At 68.3% G+C, this 15,490-nt stretch carries 12 protein-coding genes and 1 tRNA gene; 3 read left to right on the top strand and 10 right to left on the bottom strand.

Annotated elements, in window-relative coordinates; all coding sequences use genetic code 11:
• Nucleotides 1-81: 81 nt before the first annotated feature.
• Nucleotides 82-1,893, bottom strand: a complete 1,812-nt coding sequence (locus P8A18_RS07110; RefSeq protein ID WP_306052763.1) for a bifunctional metallophosphatase/5'-nucleotidase — start codon at nucleotides 1,891-1,893, stop codon at nucleotides 82-84.
• 278 nt (nucleotides 1,894-2,171) lie between these two features.
• On the opposite strand from P8A18_RS07110, the gene P8A18_RS07105 reads away from it, so the two are divergent.
• Together P8A18_RS07105 and pyk are read left to right on the top strand one after the other, a co-directional pair.
• The gene (locus P8A18_RS07105; protein WP_018555616.1) at nucleotides 2,172-2,876 is read left to right on the top strand and encodes an SIMPL domain-containing protein; all 705 of its coding nucleotides are present in this window, start codon (nucleotides 2,172-2,174) and stop codon (nucleotides 2,874-2,876) included.
• 145 nt (nucleotides 2,877-3,021) lie between these two features.
• A complete protein-coding gene (gene pyk / locus P8A18_RS07100) occupies nucleotides 3,022-4,455 on the top strand; it encodes a pyruvate kinase (RefSeq protein ID WP_306052761.1) in 1,434 nt (477 codons plus the stop codon).
• A 10-nt stretch (nucleotides 4,456-4,465) separates the two neighbouring features.
• Here the strand turns inward: pyk and P8A18_RS07095 are convergent, their stop codons facing one another.
• Together P8A18_RS07095 and P8A18_RS07090 are read right to left on the bottom strand one after the other, a co-directional pair.
• A complete protein-coding gene (locus P8A18_RS07095; RefSeq protein ID WP_306060723.1) occupies nucleotides 4,466-5,224 on the bottom strand; it encodes a helix-turn-helix domain-containing protein in 759 nt (252 codons plus the stop codon).
• Between the two features lie 108 nt (nucleotides 5,225-5,332).
• A tRNA-Leu gene (locus P8A18_RS07090) sits at nucleotides 5,333-5,407 on the bottom strand.
• A gap of 97 nt (nucleotides 5,408-5,504) precedes the next feature.
• On the opposite strand from P8A18_RS07090, the gene P8A18_RS07085 reads away from it, so the two are divergent.
• Nucleotides 5,505-6,155 carry an ANTAR domain-containing response regulator gene (locus P8A18_RS07085; RefSeq protein ID WP_306052759.1) on the top strand — a complete coding sequence of 217 codons (651 nt, stop codon included), beginning with the start codon at nucleotides 5,505-5,507 and terminating at the stop codon, nucleotides 6,153-6,155.
• Between the two features lie 63 nt (nucleotides 6,156-6,218).
• On the opposite strand, the gene P8A18_RS07080 is transcribed toward P8A18_RS07085, so the two are convergent.
• The 7 genes from P8A18_RS07080 to P8A18_RS07050 form a co-directional block, all read right to left on the bottom strand.
• Entirely contained in the window at nucleotides 6,219-6,935 is a 717-nt protein-coding gene (locus P8A18_RS07080) for an ABC transporter ATP-binding protein (RefSeq protein ID WP_018555620.1), read from the bottom strand.
• On the bottom strand, nucleotides 6,932-7,867 hold the full coding sequence (locus tag P8A18_RS07075) for an ABC transporter ATP-binding protein (RefSeq protein ID WP_306052756.1): 936 nt from the start codon (nucleotides 7,865-7,867) through the stop codon (nucleotides 6,932-6,934). Before P8A18_RS07075 ends, P8A18_RS07080 begins: the two co-directional genes overlap by 4 nt.
• A 5-nt stretch (nucleotides 7,868-7,872) precedes the next feature.
• Complete coding sequence (locus P8A18_RS07070) at nucleotides 7,873-9,657, bottom strand: branched-chain amino acid ABC transporter permease (protein ID WP_306052754.1); 1,785 nt, start codon at nucleotides 9,655-9,657, stop codon at nucleotides 7,873-7,875.
• A 5-nt stretch (nucleotides 9,658-9,662) separates the two neighbouring features.
• Nucleotides 9,663-10,592 carry a branched-chain amino acid ABC transporter permease gene (locus P8A18_RS07065; RefSeq protein WP_018555623.1) on the bottom strand — a complete coding sequence of 310 codons (930 nt, stop codon included), beginning with the start codon at nucleotides 10,590-10,592 and terminating at the stop codon, nucleotides 9,663-9,665.
• Between the two features lie 99 nt (nucleotides 10,593-10,691).
• Nucleotides 10,692-11,909: a branched-chain amino acid ABC transporter substrate-binding protein gene (locus P8A18_RS07060; protein WP_018555624.1), complete on the bottom strand. Its 1,218-nt coding sequence runs from the start codon at nucleotides 11,907-11,909 to the stop codon at nucleotides 10,692-10,694.
• Between the two features lie 651 nt (nucleotides 11,910-12,560).
• Nucleotides 12,561-13,031, bottom strand: coding sequence for a PaaI family thioesterase (locus P8A18_RS07055; RefSeq protein ID WP_306052752.1), 471 nt, complete (start codon nucleotides 13,029-13,031; stop codon nucleotides 12,561-12,563).
• 97 nt (nucleotides 13,032-13,128) lie between these two features.
• The gene (locus tag P8A18_RS07050; RefSeq protein ID WP_306052750.1) at nucleotides 13,129-15,402 is read right to left on the bottom strand and encodes an FdhF/YdeP family oxidoreductase; all 2,274 of its coding nucleotides are present in this window, start codon (nucleotides 15,400-15,402) and stop codon (nucleotides 13,129-13,131) included.
• Nucleotides 15,403-15,490: the final 88 nt, after the last annotated feature.

Here is a 15,490-nt window from a genome sequence, read left to right as displayed (position 1 = left end):
ACACACGCGAAAAGGGCGGCCGCCCCACCTCCCGCACCGGGAAGAGGAACGACCGCCCACAGCACACCCGAACCGCCGGGATCAGAACACCGGCGTACCGTCCCGCGTCAGCCGCCAGTCCACCGAAGCGAACTGCGCACCATCCACCGAACCCTTCGCCTGCACCCAGCCGATGATCGTGTTCCGGATCTCCTCCGAATTCGCCCACAACTGCTTCGCACCCGGCACATGCGGGAAATTACCCCCGCCGCTCGCCCGGTAATTGTTCACCGCCAGCACGAACTGCGCCGCCGGGTCGATCGCCTTCCCCTCGAACGACAGATCCACGATCCGCGAACCCGCCGGCTTCGCGATGTCGATGTCGTACGTCAGACCCGACACCGCGTCGTAGTTGTAATCCGGCGTGTCGTCCGCATTCGTCAACTTCTCCGGGTCCACCGCCGCACCCGCGGCCGTCTGCACGTAATACCGCGCCGAGAACTCCAGGTAATCCAGGATCTGCGCGCCCGTCAGCAGCCGCGCCTCCAGCGTGTTCTCGAACGGATACAGCCCCGCCGCGTCCTTGATCGTCACATCACCGGCCGGAATCCGAGCCGTACGCGAGAAGCACGACGCCTGCGACAGCACCGGCAGATCCGCGTACTCGCCACCGGCCAGCGCCTCCTTCACCGTCTCCGTCTGGACGACATTGATCAGATCGATGATCGGCTCGTCCTTCCACGCCGCCTCGGCCGTCGTCATCGCCGCCGTCGACGTCCCGATCACCTGGTTGACGTACGCCACGACCTTCTTGTGCTCGCCCGTCAGCAGCTTCGTGATCTTCGGGTCCTCCGCCGCCGTGTTCGAGTTCAGCACCCGGGAACCGGCCTTCTCCACCACCCAGCGGCCCTTCTCCCACACCACGTCGAAATCGAACAGCGTCAGCCGCTGCCCCCACTTCAACGGCTCCGAGAGCACGACCTTCTTCCCGGTCTTCTTGTTCTCCACGAAGTACTCGGGAATCTCCAGATGCGCGTGACCCACCAGAATCGCGTCGATCCCCGGCACCTGCTCCGCCACCAGACCCGCCGCGTTCTCCACATACGGAATCTGGTCCCCGTACGACGACGTCCCGCTGTTACCCGAGTGCGCCGACACGATCACCACGTCCGCGCCCATCGAACGCAGCCGCGGCACATACTTCGCCGCCTGCTCCTCCAGACCCGGGAACACCATCTTCCCGCCGACGTTCGCCTTGTCCCAGATCGCGATCCCCGGATTCGTCAGACCCAGCACCGCCACCTTCACATCCCGGCCGTGCGGCGTGCGCAGCTTCTTGATCACGTACGGCGCGAACGCCGGCCGCAACGTCTTCGCGTCCAGCGCGTTCGCCCCGAGCAGCGGGAAATCGCACTGCTCCTCGAACTTCCGCAGCACCGGAATGCCGTAGTTGAACTCGTGGTTGCCCAGCGCCGCCGCGTCGTAACCGATCGCGTTCATCGCCCGCGCCATCGGGTGCACCGGACCGCGCTTCGCCGTGATCGGGTCGATCTTCGCGTAGTAGTACGACAGCTGGGTGCCCTGAATCGTGTCACCCGCGTCGATCATCAGCGTGTTGTGACGGCCCTTCTCCCGCCGCACCTGATCCACCAGCGTCGAGATCTTCGCCAGACCGACGTCGTTGTGGTCCTTGTCGTCGAACTCCGCGTCGGTGAAATAGTCCCAGTTGAAGACGTTCCCGTGCAGGTCGGTCGTCCCCATCACGGTGAACGAATACCGCTTCTGCCCATGCCCGTGCCCATGACCCGGCCCGCGACCGTGCGCCTGGGCGGGCGCCGCGGCACCGCCCGCGATCACCGCACCCGCGCCGGCCGCGGCCGATGTCCCCAGGAACGTCCTTCGGTTCAGCGGCATCTCGTCTCCCACATCTCAGTTCTCTTGGTGCGAAGTTCCGTCGTGCGCGGCTCAGCCGCGCACCGTTGCGTCGGTCACCGTTCCGTCGTGCGCGGGTTTGTCCCTCATGTGACGCGTGTAGATCGAACGCATACGGCCGGACGACGCGCGTAGATAATCACCCACGCACCACCCCCGGCAACACCCCCGGCAGGTTTCCGTTCCATGACCACCCGTTGTCCCCCCACCGTCGCCACGAAGACGCACCGACTGTCACACCGGGATGCCACAGTGAACGCATGACCGACACCGCCCAGCCCTACGGCACCCCCGACCAGCCCCGCCTCGCCGTCCGAGGCGAAGCCCGCCTCGAAGTCGACCCCGAGATCGCCCACCTCTCCATCACCGTCACCGCCCGCGGCAAGGACCGCCGCGCCGCCCTCGAAGACCTCACCCGCCGCAACACCACAGTCCTCGACCTCGCCCGCGGCTACGGGAACGCCGTCGAGAAACTCGAAACCGGCGCCCTCTCCATCACCCCCGAACTCACCCAGCGCGGCCGCGACGAGAAGATCCGCGCCTACCACGGCCGCGTCCACATCACCGCCGTCCTCAACGACTTCACCGCCCTCGGCGAATTCATCACCCGCGTCGGCGACCTCGACATGACCCGCGTCGGCGGCCCCTGGTGGGCCCTGCGCCCCACCTCACCCGCCCACGGCGAAGCCCGCCGCCAGGCCGTCCGCGAAGCCGTCCAGCGCGCCCGCGAATACGCCGGAGCCGTCGGCGCGGAGCTCGCCGCCCTGGTGGAGCTCGCCGACATCGGCGCGGAGAACGCCGCCCCCGCCGGCTACGCCCGGCGCGGCGCAGCCGCACCCCCCGCCCCCGGAGGTTTCGCGGGCGCCGCCGCCGCCCCGCCGCCCGCCATGGACCTCGAACCCCAGCAGCAGACCGTCTACGCCCAGGTGAACGCCCGCTTCACCATGACCCCGCCGAAACTCTGAATTCCCGCCCACCGCACGACCCGGCGTGCTCATCCGAGCACGCCGCCGCACAATTCAACACTTGTCAATAACCCTTCATTCAAAGGTGGTTGGACAGTCATACAGAGCCAATTACCTACCCATAGGTAAGGTCTAGGGTCGAACCATGCGCCGAGCCAAAATCGTTTGCACCCTGGGACCCGCCACCGACACATACGACCAGATCAAGGGCCTTGTCGAGGCGGGAATGGACATCGCCCGCCTCAACCTCAGCCACGGCAGCTACGCCGAACACGAAGAGCGCTACCACCGCGTCCGCAAGGCGTCCGACGAGGCCCGCCGCAGCGTCGGCATCCTCGCCGACCTTCAAGGCCCGAAGATCCGCCTCGGACGCTTCCGCGAAGGCCCCGTACTCCTTGAACGCGGCGACGACTTCACCATCACCGTCGAACCCATGGAGGGCGACCGCCACGCCTGCGGCACCACGTACAGCGGCCTCGCCGCCGACGTCACCCCCGGCGAGCGCATCCTGATCGACGACGGCCGCGTCACCCTCGAAGTCATCGAGGTCGACGGCCCCCGCGTCCGCACCACCGTCGTCGAGGGCGGCATGGTCTCCGACCACAAGGGACTCAACCTCCCCGGCGTCGCCGTCTCCGTCCCCGCGCTCTCCGAGAAGGACATCGACGACCTGCGCTGGGCCATCCGCACGGGCGCCGACATCATCGCCCTCTCCTTCGTCCGCAGCGGGCGCGACATCGAGGACGTCCACCGCGTGATGGACGAGGAGGGCCGCCGCCTCCCCGTCATCGCCAAGGTCGAGAAGCCCCAGGCCGTCGACAACATCGAGGACATCGTCGCCGCCTTCGACGGCATCATGGTCGCCCGGGGCGACCTCGGCGTCGAAATGCCGCTGGAGCAGGTTCCGATCGTCCAGAAGCGCGCGGTCAAGCTCGCCAAGCGCAACGCGAAGCCGGTCATCGTCGCGACCCAGATGCTCGACTCGATGATCGACAACTCCCGGCCCACCCGCGCCGAGGCCTCCGACGTCGCCAACGCCGTCATCGACGGCACGGACGCGGTGATGCTCTCCGGTGAGACCAGCGTCGGCAAGTATCCGATCGAGACGGTCCGCACGATGTCCCGCATCGTGGAGGCGGCCGAGGAGGACATCCTCGCCAAGGGGCTCCCGCCCCTCACCGACCGCAACAAGCCCCGCACCCAGGGCGGCGCGGTCGCCCGCGCGGCGGCCGAGATGGGCGACTTCCTCGGCGCGAAGTTCCTGGTGGCCTTCACCCAGAGCGGCGACACGGTCAAGCGCCTCTCCCGCTACCGCTCACCCATCCCCGTCCTGGCCTTCACCCCGGACCCGGCCACCCGCTCCCAGCTGAACCTGACCTGGGGCGTGGAAACGTTCCTCGGCCCGCACGTGGACTCGACGGACGCGATGGTCGCCCAGGTGGACGAGGAGCTGCTGAAGATCGGCCGCTGCCAGAAGGGCGACGTGGTGGTGATCACGGCCGGCTCCCCGCCGGGCGTCGCCGGATCGACGAACCTGGTGCGCGTACACCACATCGGCGAGGACGACAGCCCGAAGTAGGGCGGCTCGCTCAGTATTTCGGCCCGACGTGTGCATCCATGAGGGCGACGGATGCCCGTCGGGCTACGGAGATGTTCTTGCCGTTGGCGCGCTTCCACTCGACGCCCACCTGATCGAGGGTGCTGGTGAAGAGGTCCAGGATGTCGGCGGACAGGTTGGTGAAGAAGTAGCGGGGGTACTCGTAGCGCCGCCGTTCGCCGCGGACGGTGCGGGTGGTCCAGTTGATGACCCGGCAGCCGTCGGAGTGGATGAGGCCCCGGATGAACTCCCATGGATGTGCGTCCACGATGTCCTGTTGCCACTCGGCCGGCTCGATGGTGCGGTCATGCTTCTTGCCGGGACCGTGCTGGGGGAACAGGCAAGGCCAGTGCTTGCTCAGACATGTGACGTACTGGCAGCCCTGCCGCTGAACGCGAAAGACTTTGTTGTTCGGCCGAATGACCTGCATGGCCTCGCTGCACGCGTCGATGAGTCCGGGCCATGCGTCGGCACAGGCGATGCGGAGTGAGTACACGCCGCGTTTGCCCTGGCTGATGCAACCGTCTCCGAGGTAGAGCCCGAGTAAGTACGCGTACGCGGACGGGTCATCGAATGGCCGGGATGCGCATCGCGGGCACTCCGAAGCCCGTCCACGGCCGATGGGCTCCAACCGCTGCCGCCAAGAACGAATGGCTGCCCGCGAAATGCCCGTCTGCTTGCTTACAGAGTTCTGGCTGAGGCCGCGATCCAGGAGGGCCAGCGCGCGCTTGCGTGTTTCAAGGTCGTACACATCGGCGATCATGTCCGAGTCCAGCGAAACGGTGCTGGAAAAGGTGGCGGCTCACACGTTTCCGTGAAAACTCAAAATTTTGCTGCGACCTTCAGATCGAAGGAAAAGTGCCCCGAGTCGGATTCGAACCGACACTGTATGGGTTTTGAATCCATTGCCTGCTGCCAATTGGGCTACCGGGGCTGGCAGAATCGAAGGTTTCCTTCGACCCGCTGCGCGACCACCATACCGTAGCTGGGTAGGCTCAGGGCAGCAGTCCCTGCCCTGAACGAGGAGCCCCGTGACCACCCCCGAGTCGCCCCAGCCCGTCGCCGACGACGACAAGTCGCACGTCCCGCCGCTGACGACCCGCGTCGTCATCGCCGAGGACGAGGCGCTCATTCGCCTCGATCTCAAAGAGATGCTCGAAGAAGAGGGCTACTCGGTCGTCGGTGAGGCCGGGGACGGGCAGCAGGCTGTCGAGCTGGCCCGGGAGCACAAGCCGGACCTGGTCATCCTCGATGTGAAGATGCCCGTCCTCGACGGGATCTCCGCCGCCGAGAAGATCGCCGAGGAGTCCATCGCGCCGGTCCTCATGCTCACCGCCTTCTCGCAGCGCGACCTCGTGGAGCGGGCCAGGGACGCCGGGGCGATGGCGTACCTCGTGAAGCCGTTCAGCAAGAGCGACGTCGTGCCGGCCATCGAGATGGCCGTCTCGCGGTTCTCGGAGCTGAAGGCCCTGGAGAGCGAGGTCGCGGACCTGGCACAGCGGCTGGAGACGCGGAAGCTGGTGGACCGGGCGAAGAGCATTCTGCAGACGGACTACGGGCTGTCGGAGCCGGAGGCGTTCCGGTGGATCCAGAAGACGTCGATGGACCGCCGGCTGTCGATGCAGCAGCTCGCCGAGGCGCTGATCGAGGACGCCGAGGAGAAGAAGCGGGCCGCCGAGTAGGTTGCCAGGAGTACGAGAAAGGCCCGCGCCACGAGGCGCGGGCCTTTCTCGTACTCCTGGGGCTCAGTCCTCGCCGAGGTACGCCTTGCGGACGGACTCGTCGTGGAGGAGGTCCGCTCCGGTGCCGGAGAGGACGATCTTGCCGATCTCCATGACGTGGCCCTGGTCCGCGAGGGAGAGCGCGGCCTGGGCGTTCTGCTCGACCAGGAGGATCGTCGTGCCGGAGGCCCGCAGTTCGACGATGGTCTCCATGATCTTCTGCATCATGATCGGGGAGAGGCCCATGGACGGCTCGTCCAGCATGAGGAGCTTCGGCTGGGACATGAGCGCGCGGCCCATGGCGAGCATCTGCTGTTCGCCGCCGGAGAGCGTTCCGGCGGCCTGCTTGCGGCGTTCCCCGAGGATGGGGAAGAGGTCGTAGGCGCGCTGGACGTCCTTCTCGATGCCTGCCTTGTCGCTGCGGAGGTAGGCGCCGAGGAGGAGGTTCTCCGTGATCGTCAGCCGGGGGAAGATGTGGCGGCCCTCGGGGGAGTGGGCGAGGCCCAGGGAGACGATCTTGTGTGCGGGGATGTTGGTGAGCGGTTTGCCCTCGAAGAGGATGCGGCCGCCGAGGGGTTTGAGCAGCCCGGAGAGGGTGCGCAGGGTGGTGGTCTTGCCGGCGCCGTTGGTGCCGATGAGGGTGACCACCTGGCCGGTCTCGACGGTGAACGAGATGCCCTTGACGGCTTCGATCTTGCCGTAGGCGACGCGGAGGTCCTCGACCTCCAGCAGTGCGGTCATCGGTTGTCCTCCTCTTCGGTGGGAGCGGTGGTGGCGGCCGGGGCGTCCTCGGCCGGGGTGGCCGGGGTGGCCGCTTCCGGTGCTGCCGCGGCTTCCGCCTCGGCGGCTTCGACCTCGGCGACCTCCTCGGCGCCGGGGGCGCCCTCGAAGGGGGTGCCGAGGTAGGCGGCGATGACGCGTTCGTCGCTCTGGACGACGGAGGCCGTGCCCTCGACCAGCTTCTCGCCCTGGACGAGGCAGGCGACGCGGTCGCAGAGGTTGAAGATGAAGCGCATGTCGTGCTCGATGACGAGGACGGCGATGCCCTGGTCCCGGATGGCGAAGATGAGTTCTTCGGTGACGCGGGTTTCCTGGGGGTTCATGCCGGCGGTGGGCTCGTCCAGGAGGAGGAGTCCGGGGTCGCTGGCGAGCGCGCGGGCGATTTCCAGCTTGCGCTGGTCTCCGTAGGGGAGGTTGCGCGCGAGGTGGTCGGCCTTGTCCTGGAGGCCGATGAACTCCAGGAGTTCCATGGCGCGTTCGCGGCTGCCGTTCTCCGCCTTGGTGTAGCCGGGCAGGCGCAGGAGCGCGGACCAGAGGCCTTCCTTGGTCCTGGTGTGGCGTCCGACGAGGACGTTCTCCAGGACGGTCATGTTGGCGAAGAGCCTGATGTTCTGGAAGGTGCGGGCGATGCCGGCCTTGGTGACGAGGTGGGGCTTGGGCGGCAGGACGGTGCCCTTGTAGCTGACCTTGCCCTCGGTGGGGACGTAGAGGCCGGTGAGGCAGTTGAAGAAGGTGGTCTTGCCGGCGCCGTTGGGGCCGATGAGACCGACGATCTCGCCGGCGTTGACGGTGAGGTCGACGCCTCGTACGGCGGTGAGGCCGCCGAAGCGCATAGTGACTCCGCTGGCGTCCAGGACGGTCGTCGCGGTGGTGGCGGTCTTTGTGGTGGTCATGGTGGTTACGCCCCCGCCTTGGCGATGCCGGCGTCTGTCTCGTCGGGCTTCCGGGGTTTGGGCACGTCGAGCTGGTCGGTCTCGTGGAATTCGAGCTGCTTCCTGCGGTCGGCGACCAGGCCCTCGGGGCGGAAGCGCATGAGGAGGACGAGCGCGATGCCGAAGAGGAAGAGCTGGTAGTCCTGCATGAACTGCAGCTTGGCCGGGATCAGGTAGAGCAGCGCGGCGCCGACGAAGGGTCCGCTGAGGGTTCCCATGCCGCCGAGGATGACGGCGGCGAGGAGGAACGCGGAGTTCGGGGGAACGGAGCCGGCGAACTGGTACTGCTCGGGCGTCACGGTGTAGTTGACGTGTGCCTGGACCGTGCCGGCGAGGCCGGCGAGGGTGGCGCCGAGGGCGAAGGCGAGCAGCTTGAGCCGGAAGGCGTTGATGCCCATGGCGGTGGCGGCGGTCTCGTCCTCGCGGATGGCGACCCAGGCGCGGCCGATGCGGGAGTCGCCGGAGCGGCGGAAGACGAGGACGACGACGGCGGTGACGACGAGCATCAGCAGGTAGTAGTTGGCCGGCCTGCTGAGGGTGAAGGGGCCGAGTTCGTGGGTGAGCCCGAAGTCGATCCCGAACAGGTTGAGGTCGGGGATGCTGGGGATGCCCTGGGAGCCGTTGGTGAGGTCGGGTCCGCTGTTGCCGTTGAGGTTGTTGACGGTGACGCGGAAGATCTCTCCGAAGCCGAGCGTGACGATGGCGAGGTAGTCGCCGCGCAGGCGCAGGGTCGGGGCGCCGATGAGGACGCCGAAGATCAGGGAGACCACGGCTCCGGTGAGGACGGCGGCCCAGAAGGGGAACTGGACGCCGATCGCGGAGAGCGGTGCGCCGGAGACGAGTGCGGCGGTGTAGGCGCCGACGCCGAGGAAGGCGACGTAGCCGAGGTCGAGGAGGCCGGCGAGGCCGACGACGACGTTCAGGCCGAGTGCGACGGTGGCGAAGATGAGGATGTTCGCGCCGATGAGGGCGTATTCCGCGGTGTTCTGGGTGAAGGGGAAGCAGAACGCCGCGACCAGGGCCGCGGTGAGGGTGACGTTGCGGTGCTTGGAGGTCAGCGCGGTGATGCGGGCGATGAGTCCGGCCCGGGTGAGCGCGGTGAACGCGAGGACCGCGGTGATGAGGAAGCCGATGAACTGCTCGGAGTCCTCGGTGGGGATGTCGATCCCGTAGGTGAAGAGGTACAGCGCCAGGCCGAAGGCTCCGGCGATGACGAGGATCTCGGCCCAGCCGGGGAGGGCCCTGGCGCGGGGTGCCGAGGGGGCGGCGAGGCTGTTGCGGAAGCGCTGCCACCCGGTCGGTTCGGGTCCTTCGGCGGGGAGTGCCACGTCGCTGGGGAGTGCGAGGGAGGCGATGACGGCGACGAGTGCGCCGATGCCGCTGACCCAGGCCCCGGGTTCGAGGTTGACGACGCCGCCGAGCTCGTAGGAGATGGCGCCCATGGCGTAGCCGGTGGTGCCGAGGACGGCGAGGGCCAGGAGGCGGACGGGGCTGTTGGTGCCGCCGGGGATGAGCCAGCGCAGTCCGGGGATGCCGTATCCGGTGAGGGTGAACAGCAGGGTGAGGACGGCGCCGGTGAGGGTGAGGACCTGGAGGCCGCCGGGGTAGCCGGTGACGGTGAGGTCGCCGGGGAATTCGGAGGTCCAGGTCCAGGGGAGGAAGGTTCCGGCGAGTGCGGCCGCGGCGCCGGCGAGGGTGGCGATCCGGGCGATGGGTGCGGGGAGCGGGACGAGCGGGTTCTGGGTGGTCATCCGTATCACGCCCTGTCCGCGACGCGTTCGCCGAGCAGGCCTTGTGGCCGCAGCAGCAGGACGACGATGAGGAGGACGAAGGCCCATACGTCCTTCCAGGCGCCGCCGCCGAAGAGGTCCATACCGGGGACGTCGCTCATGTAGCCGGTGGCGAGGGATTCGGCGACGCCGAGTACGACGCCGCCGAGCATGGCGCCGTAGATGTTGCCGATGCCGCCGAGTACGGCCGCGGTGAAGGCCTTGAGGCCCATGAGGAAGCCCATTTTGAAGCCGATCTGGCCGTTCTTGAGCCCGTAGGCGACGGCGGCGACGGCGGCGAACGCGGCACCGATGGCGAAGGCCATGACGATGATGCGGTCGGTGTTGATGCCCATGAGCTTGGCGGTGTCGGGGTCCTGCGAGGTGGCCTGCATGCCGCGGCCGGCGCGGGTCTTGGAGACGAAGAGGCCGAGGGCGATCATGCAGACGGGGGCGGAGATGAGGACGAAGAGGTCACCGCGCTGGACGTGGGCGCCGAAGATGTCGAAGGCCTCGCCCTTGAACTGGGGGAAGGGGCGGTCCTTGGTGGCGTTGGGGTACCACTTCCAGATGGCCTGCTGGAGGGCGAGGGAGAGCCCGATCGCGGTGATCAGCGGGGCGAGCCGGGGGGCGTTGCGCAGCGGCCGGTAGGCGAAGCGTTCGGCGGCGACGCTGACGGCGACGGAGCATATGACGCCGCCGATGATCATGAGGGGGACGATTGCGAGGAGGTTGGAGCCGGCCGGCATCCAGAGGTACACGGTGAGAGCTCCGAAGCCTCCGATCATGAAGATCTCGCCGTGGGCGAAGTTGATGAGCTGGATGATTCCGTAGACCATCGTGTAGCCGATCGCGATGAGTCCGTACATCGCGCCGAGGATGAGTCCATTGGCCAGCTGTTGCGGCAGTTCGTGCACCGCAGGGCCTCCGTGGAGTGGTTCGGATATGGCACCGCGCGGGAGTGCTGGTAGCGCTCCCGCGCGGTCTGGGGTCAGTCGGGCGTGACCGGGAGCTTGTTACGGCTTGTAGGCCTCGCTGAGCTTGGAGACCCACTTGCCGCCGTCGACCTGGTAGGCGGTCATCATGGTGTTGGTGGTGTCGCCGTACTCGTCGAACGAGACGGGGCCGGTGACGCCGTCGAACTTGACCTTGCTCATGGCGTCGAGGACCTTGGCGCGGGCGTCGTCGGGGAGCTTGCCGTCGTTCTCGGAGACGGCGAGCTTGACGGCCTCGATGATCGACCAGGTGGCGTCGTAGGTGCCGCCCCCGTAGGCCTCGTAGGCGTCCTTGTAGCCGGCCGTCTTGTAGTCCTCGATGAACTTCTTGGCGGAGTCGAGTTCCTCGACGGGCTTGCCGACGGAGGTGGCGATGTCGCCCTGGGCCTTCTTGTTGAGCTTGATGAAGTCGGCGCTGTACATGCCGTCGCCGCCCATGAGGGGGATCTGGACGCTGTCCTTGAGCTGCTGGCTCAGGGGGGCGCCGGCGGGGTATTCGCCGCCGTAGTAGACGGCCTTGGCGCCGGACTTCTTGACCTTGGTGACGACGGCGTTGAAGTCGCGGTCCTCGGGGTTGACGTGGTCGGAGCCGGCGATCTTGCCGCCGAGGTCGGTGAAGGTGGCCTTGAAGGAGGCCGCGAGACCGGCGCCGTAGGGCTTCTGGTCGTCGATGAGGTAGACCTGCTTGATCTTCGCGTCGTTGTACAGGTACTTCGCTGCGAAGGCGCCCTGGATCTGGTCCGTGGTGGCGGTGCGGAAGTAGGTCTTGAAGGGGCGCTTCTTGTCGCCGGTCTTCCAGTCGTTGCCCTGGGTCAGCTCGGTGCCGGTGTTGGCGGGGGAGACCTGGGTGAGGCCCGCGTCGTTGAGCGGCTTCTGCATCGACTGGGAGACGCCGGAGTTCAGCGGGCCGACGACGCCGACGACCTTCTTGTTGTCGATGAACTTCGTGGCGTTCTGCTGGCCGACGGAGGGCTGGGCCTGGTCGTCGAGCGGCTGGATCTCGAAGGTGATGCCCGGGACGGTCTTCTCCTTGTTCGCCGTTTTGGCGGCGAGGTCGGCGGAGTTCTTGATGCCGAGGCCGAGGGCGGAGAGGTCGCCGGTGAGGGGTGCGTCGAGACCGATGACGACGGTCTGGTTGCCGCTGCCGCTGTTGCCGTCGCTCTTGTTGTCGTCGTCGCGCGACCCGCAGGCGGTGAGCGTCAGTGCGCCTGTGGTGAGCACTGTGGTGAGGATGAGCAAAGAACGGTGTCGCACGAAAGGTCCTTTCCCTGGCGCGGCCTCCTCTGCTTGAGGTGCCGTGTCGTTCGCCGGGCCGTACTGGGTTGGTACAGGGCCGTGCTGCAGACGCGCCCGGCGGCGCGGTGACTGGCGGTGACTCTAAGGGCAGTGGTGGGGGTCGGGGATGGTGGTGGCTCAGGATGTGACTGTCTTGTTATGCCCTTGAGCAAGGCTTGAGGTGGCTGTGCGGACATGTACGGCTTTTTACCGGATCGTAAAGTGACCGCATTCTGAGAACCCCCAGCTCTGCTAAGGGGCTTGGAGTGATCTTGCTGCTGTCGCCCGATGAGGGTTGCGCGGGGGTGTGCGTGGGCAGGCCGCGGGGCCCGGCGGCGGTGGGGGCCGGGCTGGTGGCGTCGCGGCGGGGTTTCTCACCCCGGTCGTTGATTACGCAGTGTTACTTCGGTGGGGGTGCGGCGACGCGGTGTGGCGGTGGGGCGGGCCGGGTGTGGGAGCCGAGTGGGCCATGGAACGAGGCGTGGGGTCAAGGGGGTTGACGCGGTGTGCCCGGCAAGTGCCTTATGTGTGGCGCTGGTTGTGTCCGGATATGGCCCTGCCCGGCCGCTTTGGGGTGCGGCCGGGCAGGGGTGTGGTGACGCGTGTCGGTGCGGGTCAGGAGGCCGTGGGGGTGGGGGTGTCACGCAGGAGGCAGGTGAGGCGGGCGGTGCAGACGCGCTTGTCGTGCTCGTCGGTGATGGCGATCTCGTACGTGGCGGTGGTGCGGCCGCGGTGTACGGGGGTGGCGACCCCGGTGACGAGGCCGCTTCGTACCCCTCGGTGATGGGTGCAGTTCAGGTCGACGCCGACGGCGAGCTTGGAGGGGCCGCCGTGGAGCATGGAGCCGACGGAGCCGAGGGTCTCGGCGAGGACGGCGGAGGCGCCGCCGTGCAGGAGGCCGTAGGGCTGGGTGTTGCCCTCGACGGGCATGGTGCCCACGACGCGCTCCGCGGAGGCCTCGGTGATCCGTACGCCCATGCGCTCGCCGAGGTGGCCGGCGGAGAACAGGGCGGGCAGGTCGACGCCGAGCGCGGCGTACTCGTCGATGATCTCCTGGGGGAACGTGGGTGCGGTGTGCTCGCCCATGGGGCCGCCTTCCGTCTGGTGCGTGTCTGTGTGCGTCGTTCTTATCAGACGGCTGAGCGGGCGCTTAGGCCCTGTCCGGCGGGGGCTCCCGCGCGGCTCAGCCCGCGGGCTCGAAGCGCACCACGACGGACTTGCTGGCGGGGGTGTTGCTGGTGTCGGCGGTGGAGTCGAGGGGGACCAGCACGTTGGTCTCGGGGTAGTAGGCGGCGGCGCAGCCCCGGGCGGTGGGGTAGTGGACGACGCGGAAGCCGGGGGCGCGGCGTTCGACGCCGTCCTTCCACTCGCTGACGAGGTCGGTGTAGGCGCCGTCGGCGAGTCCGAGGGCGGCGCCGTCGTCGGGGTGTACGAGGACGACGCGGCGGCCGCCCTTGATGCCGCGGTAGTGGTCGTCGAGGCCGTAGATGGTGGTGTTGTACTGGTCGTGGGAGCGCAGGGTCTGGAGCAGCAGCCGGCCTTCGGGGAGTTCGGGGAACTCGACGGGGGCGGCGGTGAAGTTGGCCTTCCCGGTGGCGGTGGGGAAGCGGCGGGAGTCGCGGGGGGCGTGCGGGAGGGTGAAGCCGCCGGGGTGGGCGATGCGCGCGTTGAAGTTCTCGAAGCCGGGCACGACGCGGGAGATGCGGTCGCGGATCGTCGCGTAGTCCTTCTCGAACTCCTCCCAGGGTGTCGCGGATCCGGGGCCGAGCACGGCGCGGGCGAGGCGGGCGACGATGGCGGGTTCGGAGAGCAGGTGGGGGCTCGCGGGGGTGAGGTTGCCGCGTGAGGCGTGGACCTTGCTCATGGAGTCCTCGACGGTGACGAACTGCTTGCCGCCCGCCTGGACGTCCTTGTCGGTGCGGCCGAGGGTGGGCAGGATCAGCGCCCGGGTTCCGGTGACGGCGTGGGAGCGGTTGAGTTTGGTGGAGACGTGGACGGTGAGACGGGCGTTGCGCATCGCGGCCTCGGTGACGGCGGTGTCGGGGGTGGCGGCGACGAAGTTGCCGCCCATGGCGAAGAAGACCTTGGCGTCGCCGTCGCGCAGGGCTCGGATCGCGCGGACCACGTCGTAGCCGTGGTGGCGCGGTGAGGTGATCGCGAATTCCTTGTCGAGGGCGTCGAGGAAGGCGGGTGAGGGCCGTTCGAAGATGCCCATGGTGCGGTCGCCCTGGACGTTGGAGTGTCCGCGGACGGGGCAGACGCCGGCGCCGGGGCGGCCGATGTTGCCGCGCAGCAGGAGGAAGTTGACGATCTCGCGGATGGTCGGGACGGAGTGCTTGTGCTGGGTGAGGCCCATGGCCCAGCACACGACGGTGCGCCGCGAGGCGAGGATCAGGTCGAGGGCCTGTTCGATGGCGGCGCGGTCGAGTCCGGTCGCGGCGAGTGTGGTGTCCCAGTCGGCTTCGGCCGCGGTGGCGGCGAACTCCTCGTAGCCGTGGGTGTGTTCGGCGACGAACGTCTCGTCGACGGCGCCCTCGGTCTGAAGGATCAGCCTGTTCAGGAGCCGGAAGAGTGCCTGGTCGCCGCCGATGCGGATCTGGAGGAAGAGGTCGTTCAGCGCGGCGCCCCTGACCAGGCCGAGGGGGGTCTGCGGGTTCTTGAACCGTTCGAGGCCGGCCTCGGGCAGCGGGTTCACCGAGATGATCTTCGCCCCGGCGGCCTTGGCCTTCTCCAGGGCGGAGAGCATCCGGGGGTGGTTGGTGCCGGGGTTCTGCCCGGCGATGATGATCAGGTCGGAGTGGTGGAGGTCTTCGAGGGACACGGAGCCCTTGCCGACGCCGATCGTCTCGGTGAGCGCGGAGCCCGAGGACTCGTGGCACATGTTGGAGCAGTCGGGCAGGTTGTTGGTGCCGAATTCGCGGGCGAACAGCTGGAGCAGGAACGCGGCCTCGTTGCTGGTGCGCCCGGAGGTGTAGAACAGCGCCTCGTCGGGCGAGCCGAGCGCGCCCAGTTCCTCGGCGATGATCCCGAAGGCGCGCTCCCAGGTCACGGCCTCGTAGCGGTCGGCGCCCTCGGGCAGGTACATGGGCTGGGTGATGCGTCCCTGCTGGCCGAGCCAGTAGCCGCTGCGGCCGGCGAGGTCGGCGACGGGGTGGGCGGCGAAGAAGTCCGGGGTGACCCGGCGCAGGGTCGCCTCCTCGGCGACGGCCTTGGCGCCGTTCTCGCAGAATTCGGCGGTGTGCCGCTGGTCGCCCTCGGGCCAGGCGCAGCCGGGGCAGTCGAAGCCGTCCTTCTGGTTGACCTTGAGGAGGGTCTGCGCGGTGCGGCGCAGCCCCATCTGCTGCTGGGCGATGCGCAGGCTCCGGGCGACGGCGGGCAGCCCGGCGGCGGCGTGCTTGGCCGGTTCGACCTGCGGGGCGTCCTGGACGGGGTCTCCTGCGGGCGGCTTGCTGGCCATGGTGCTCCCCTTCGGTCCTGCTGGGTGTCTCCTTGCCTTCGATCCTGGCACGCGGGGCGGGCGGGGCGCCCGGTGAGGCGTCGCGGGC

The organism is Streptomyces sp. Mut1 (genome assembly GCF_030719295.1).
In the GTDB taxonomy this organism is placed as follows: domain Bacteria; phylum Actinomycetota; class Actinomycetes; order Streptomycetales; family Streptomycetaceae; genus Streptomyces; species Streptomyces castrisilvae.
The sequence above is the reverse complement of the archived record's forward strand: the minus strand, read 5'-3'. Positions and strand labels throughout refer to the sequence as shown.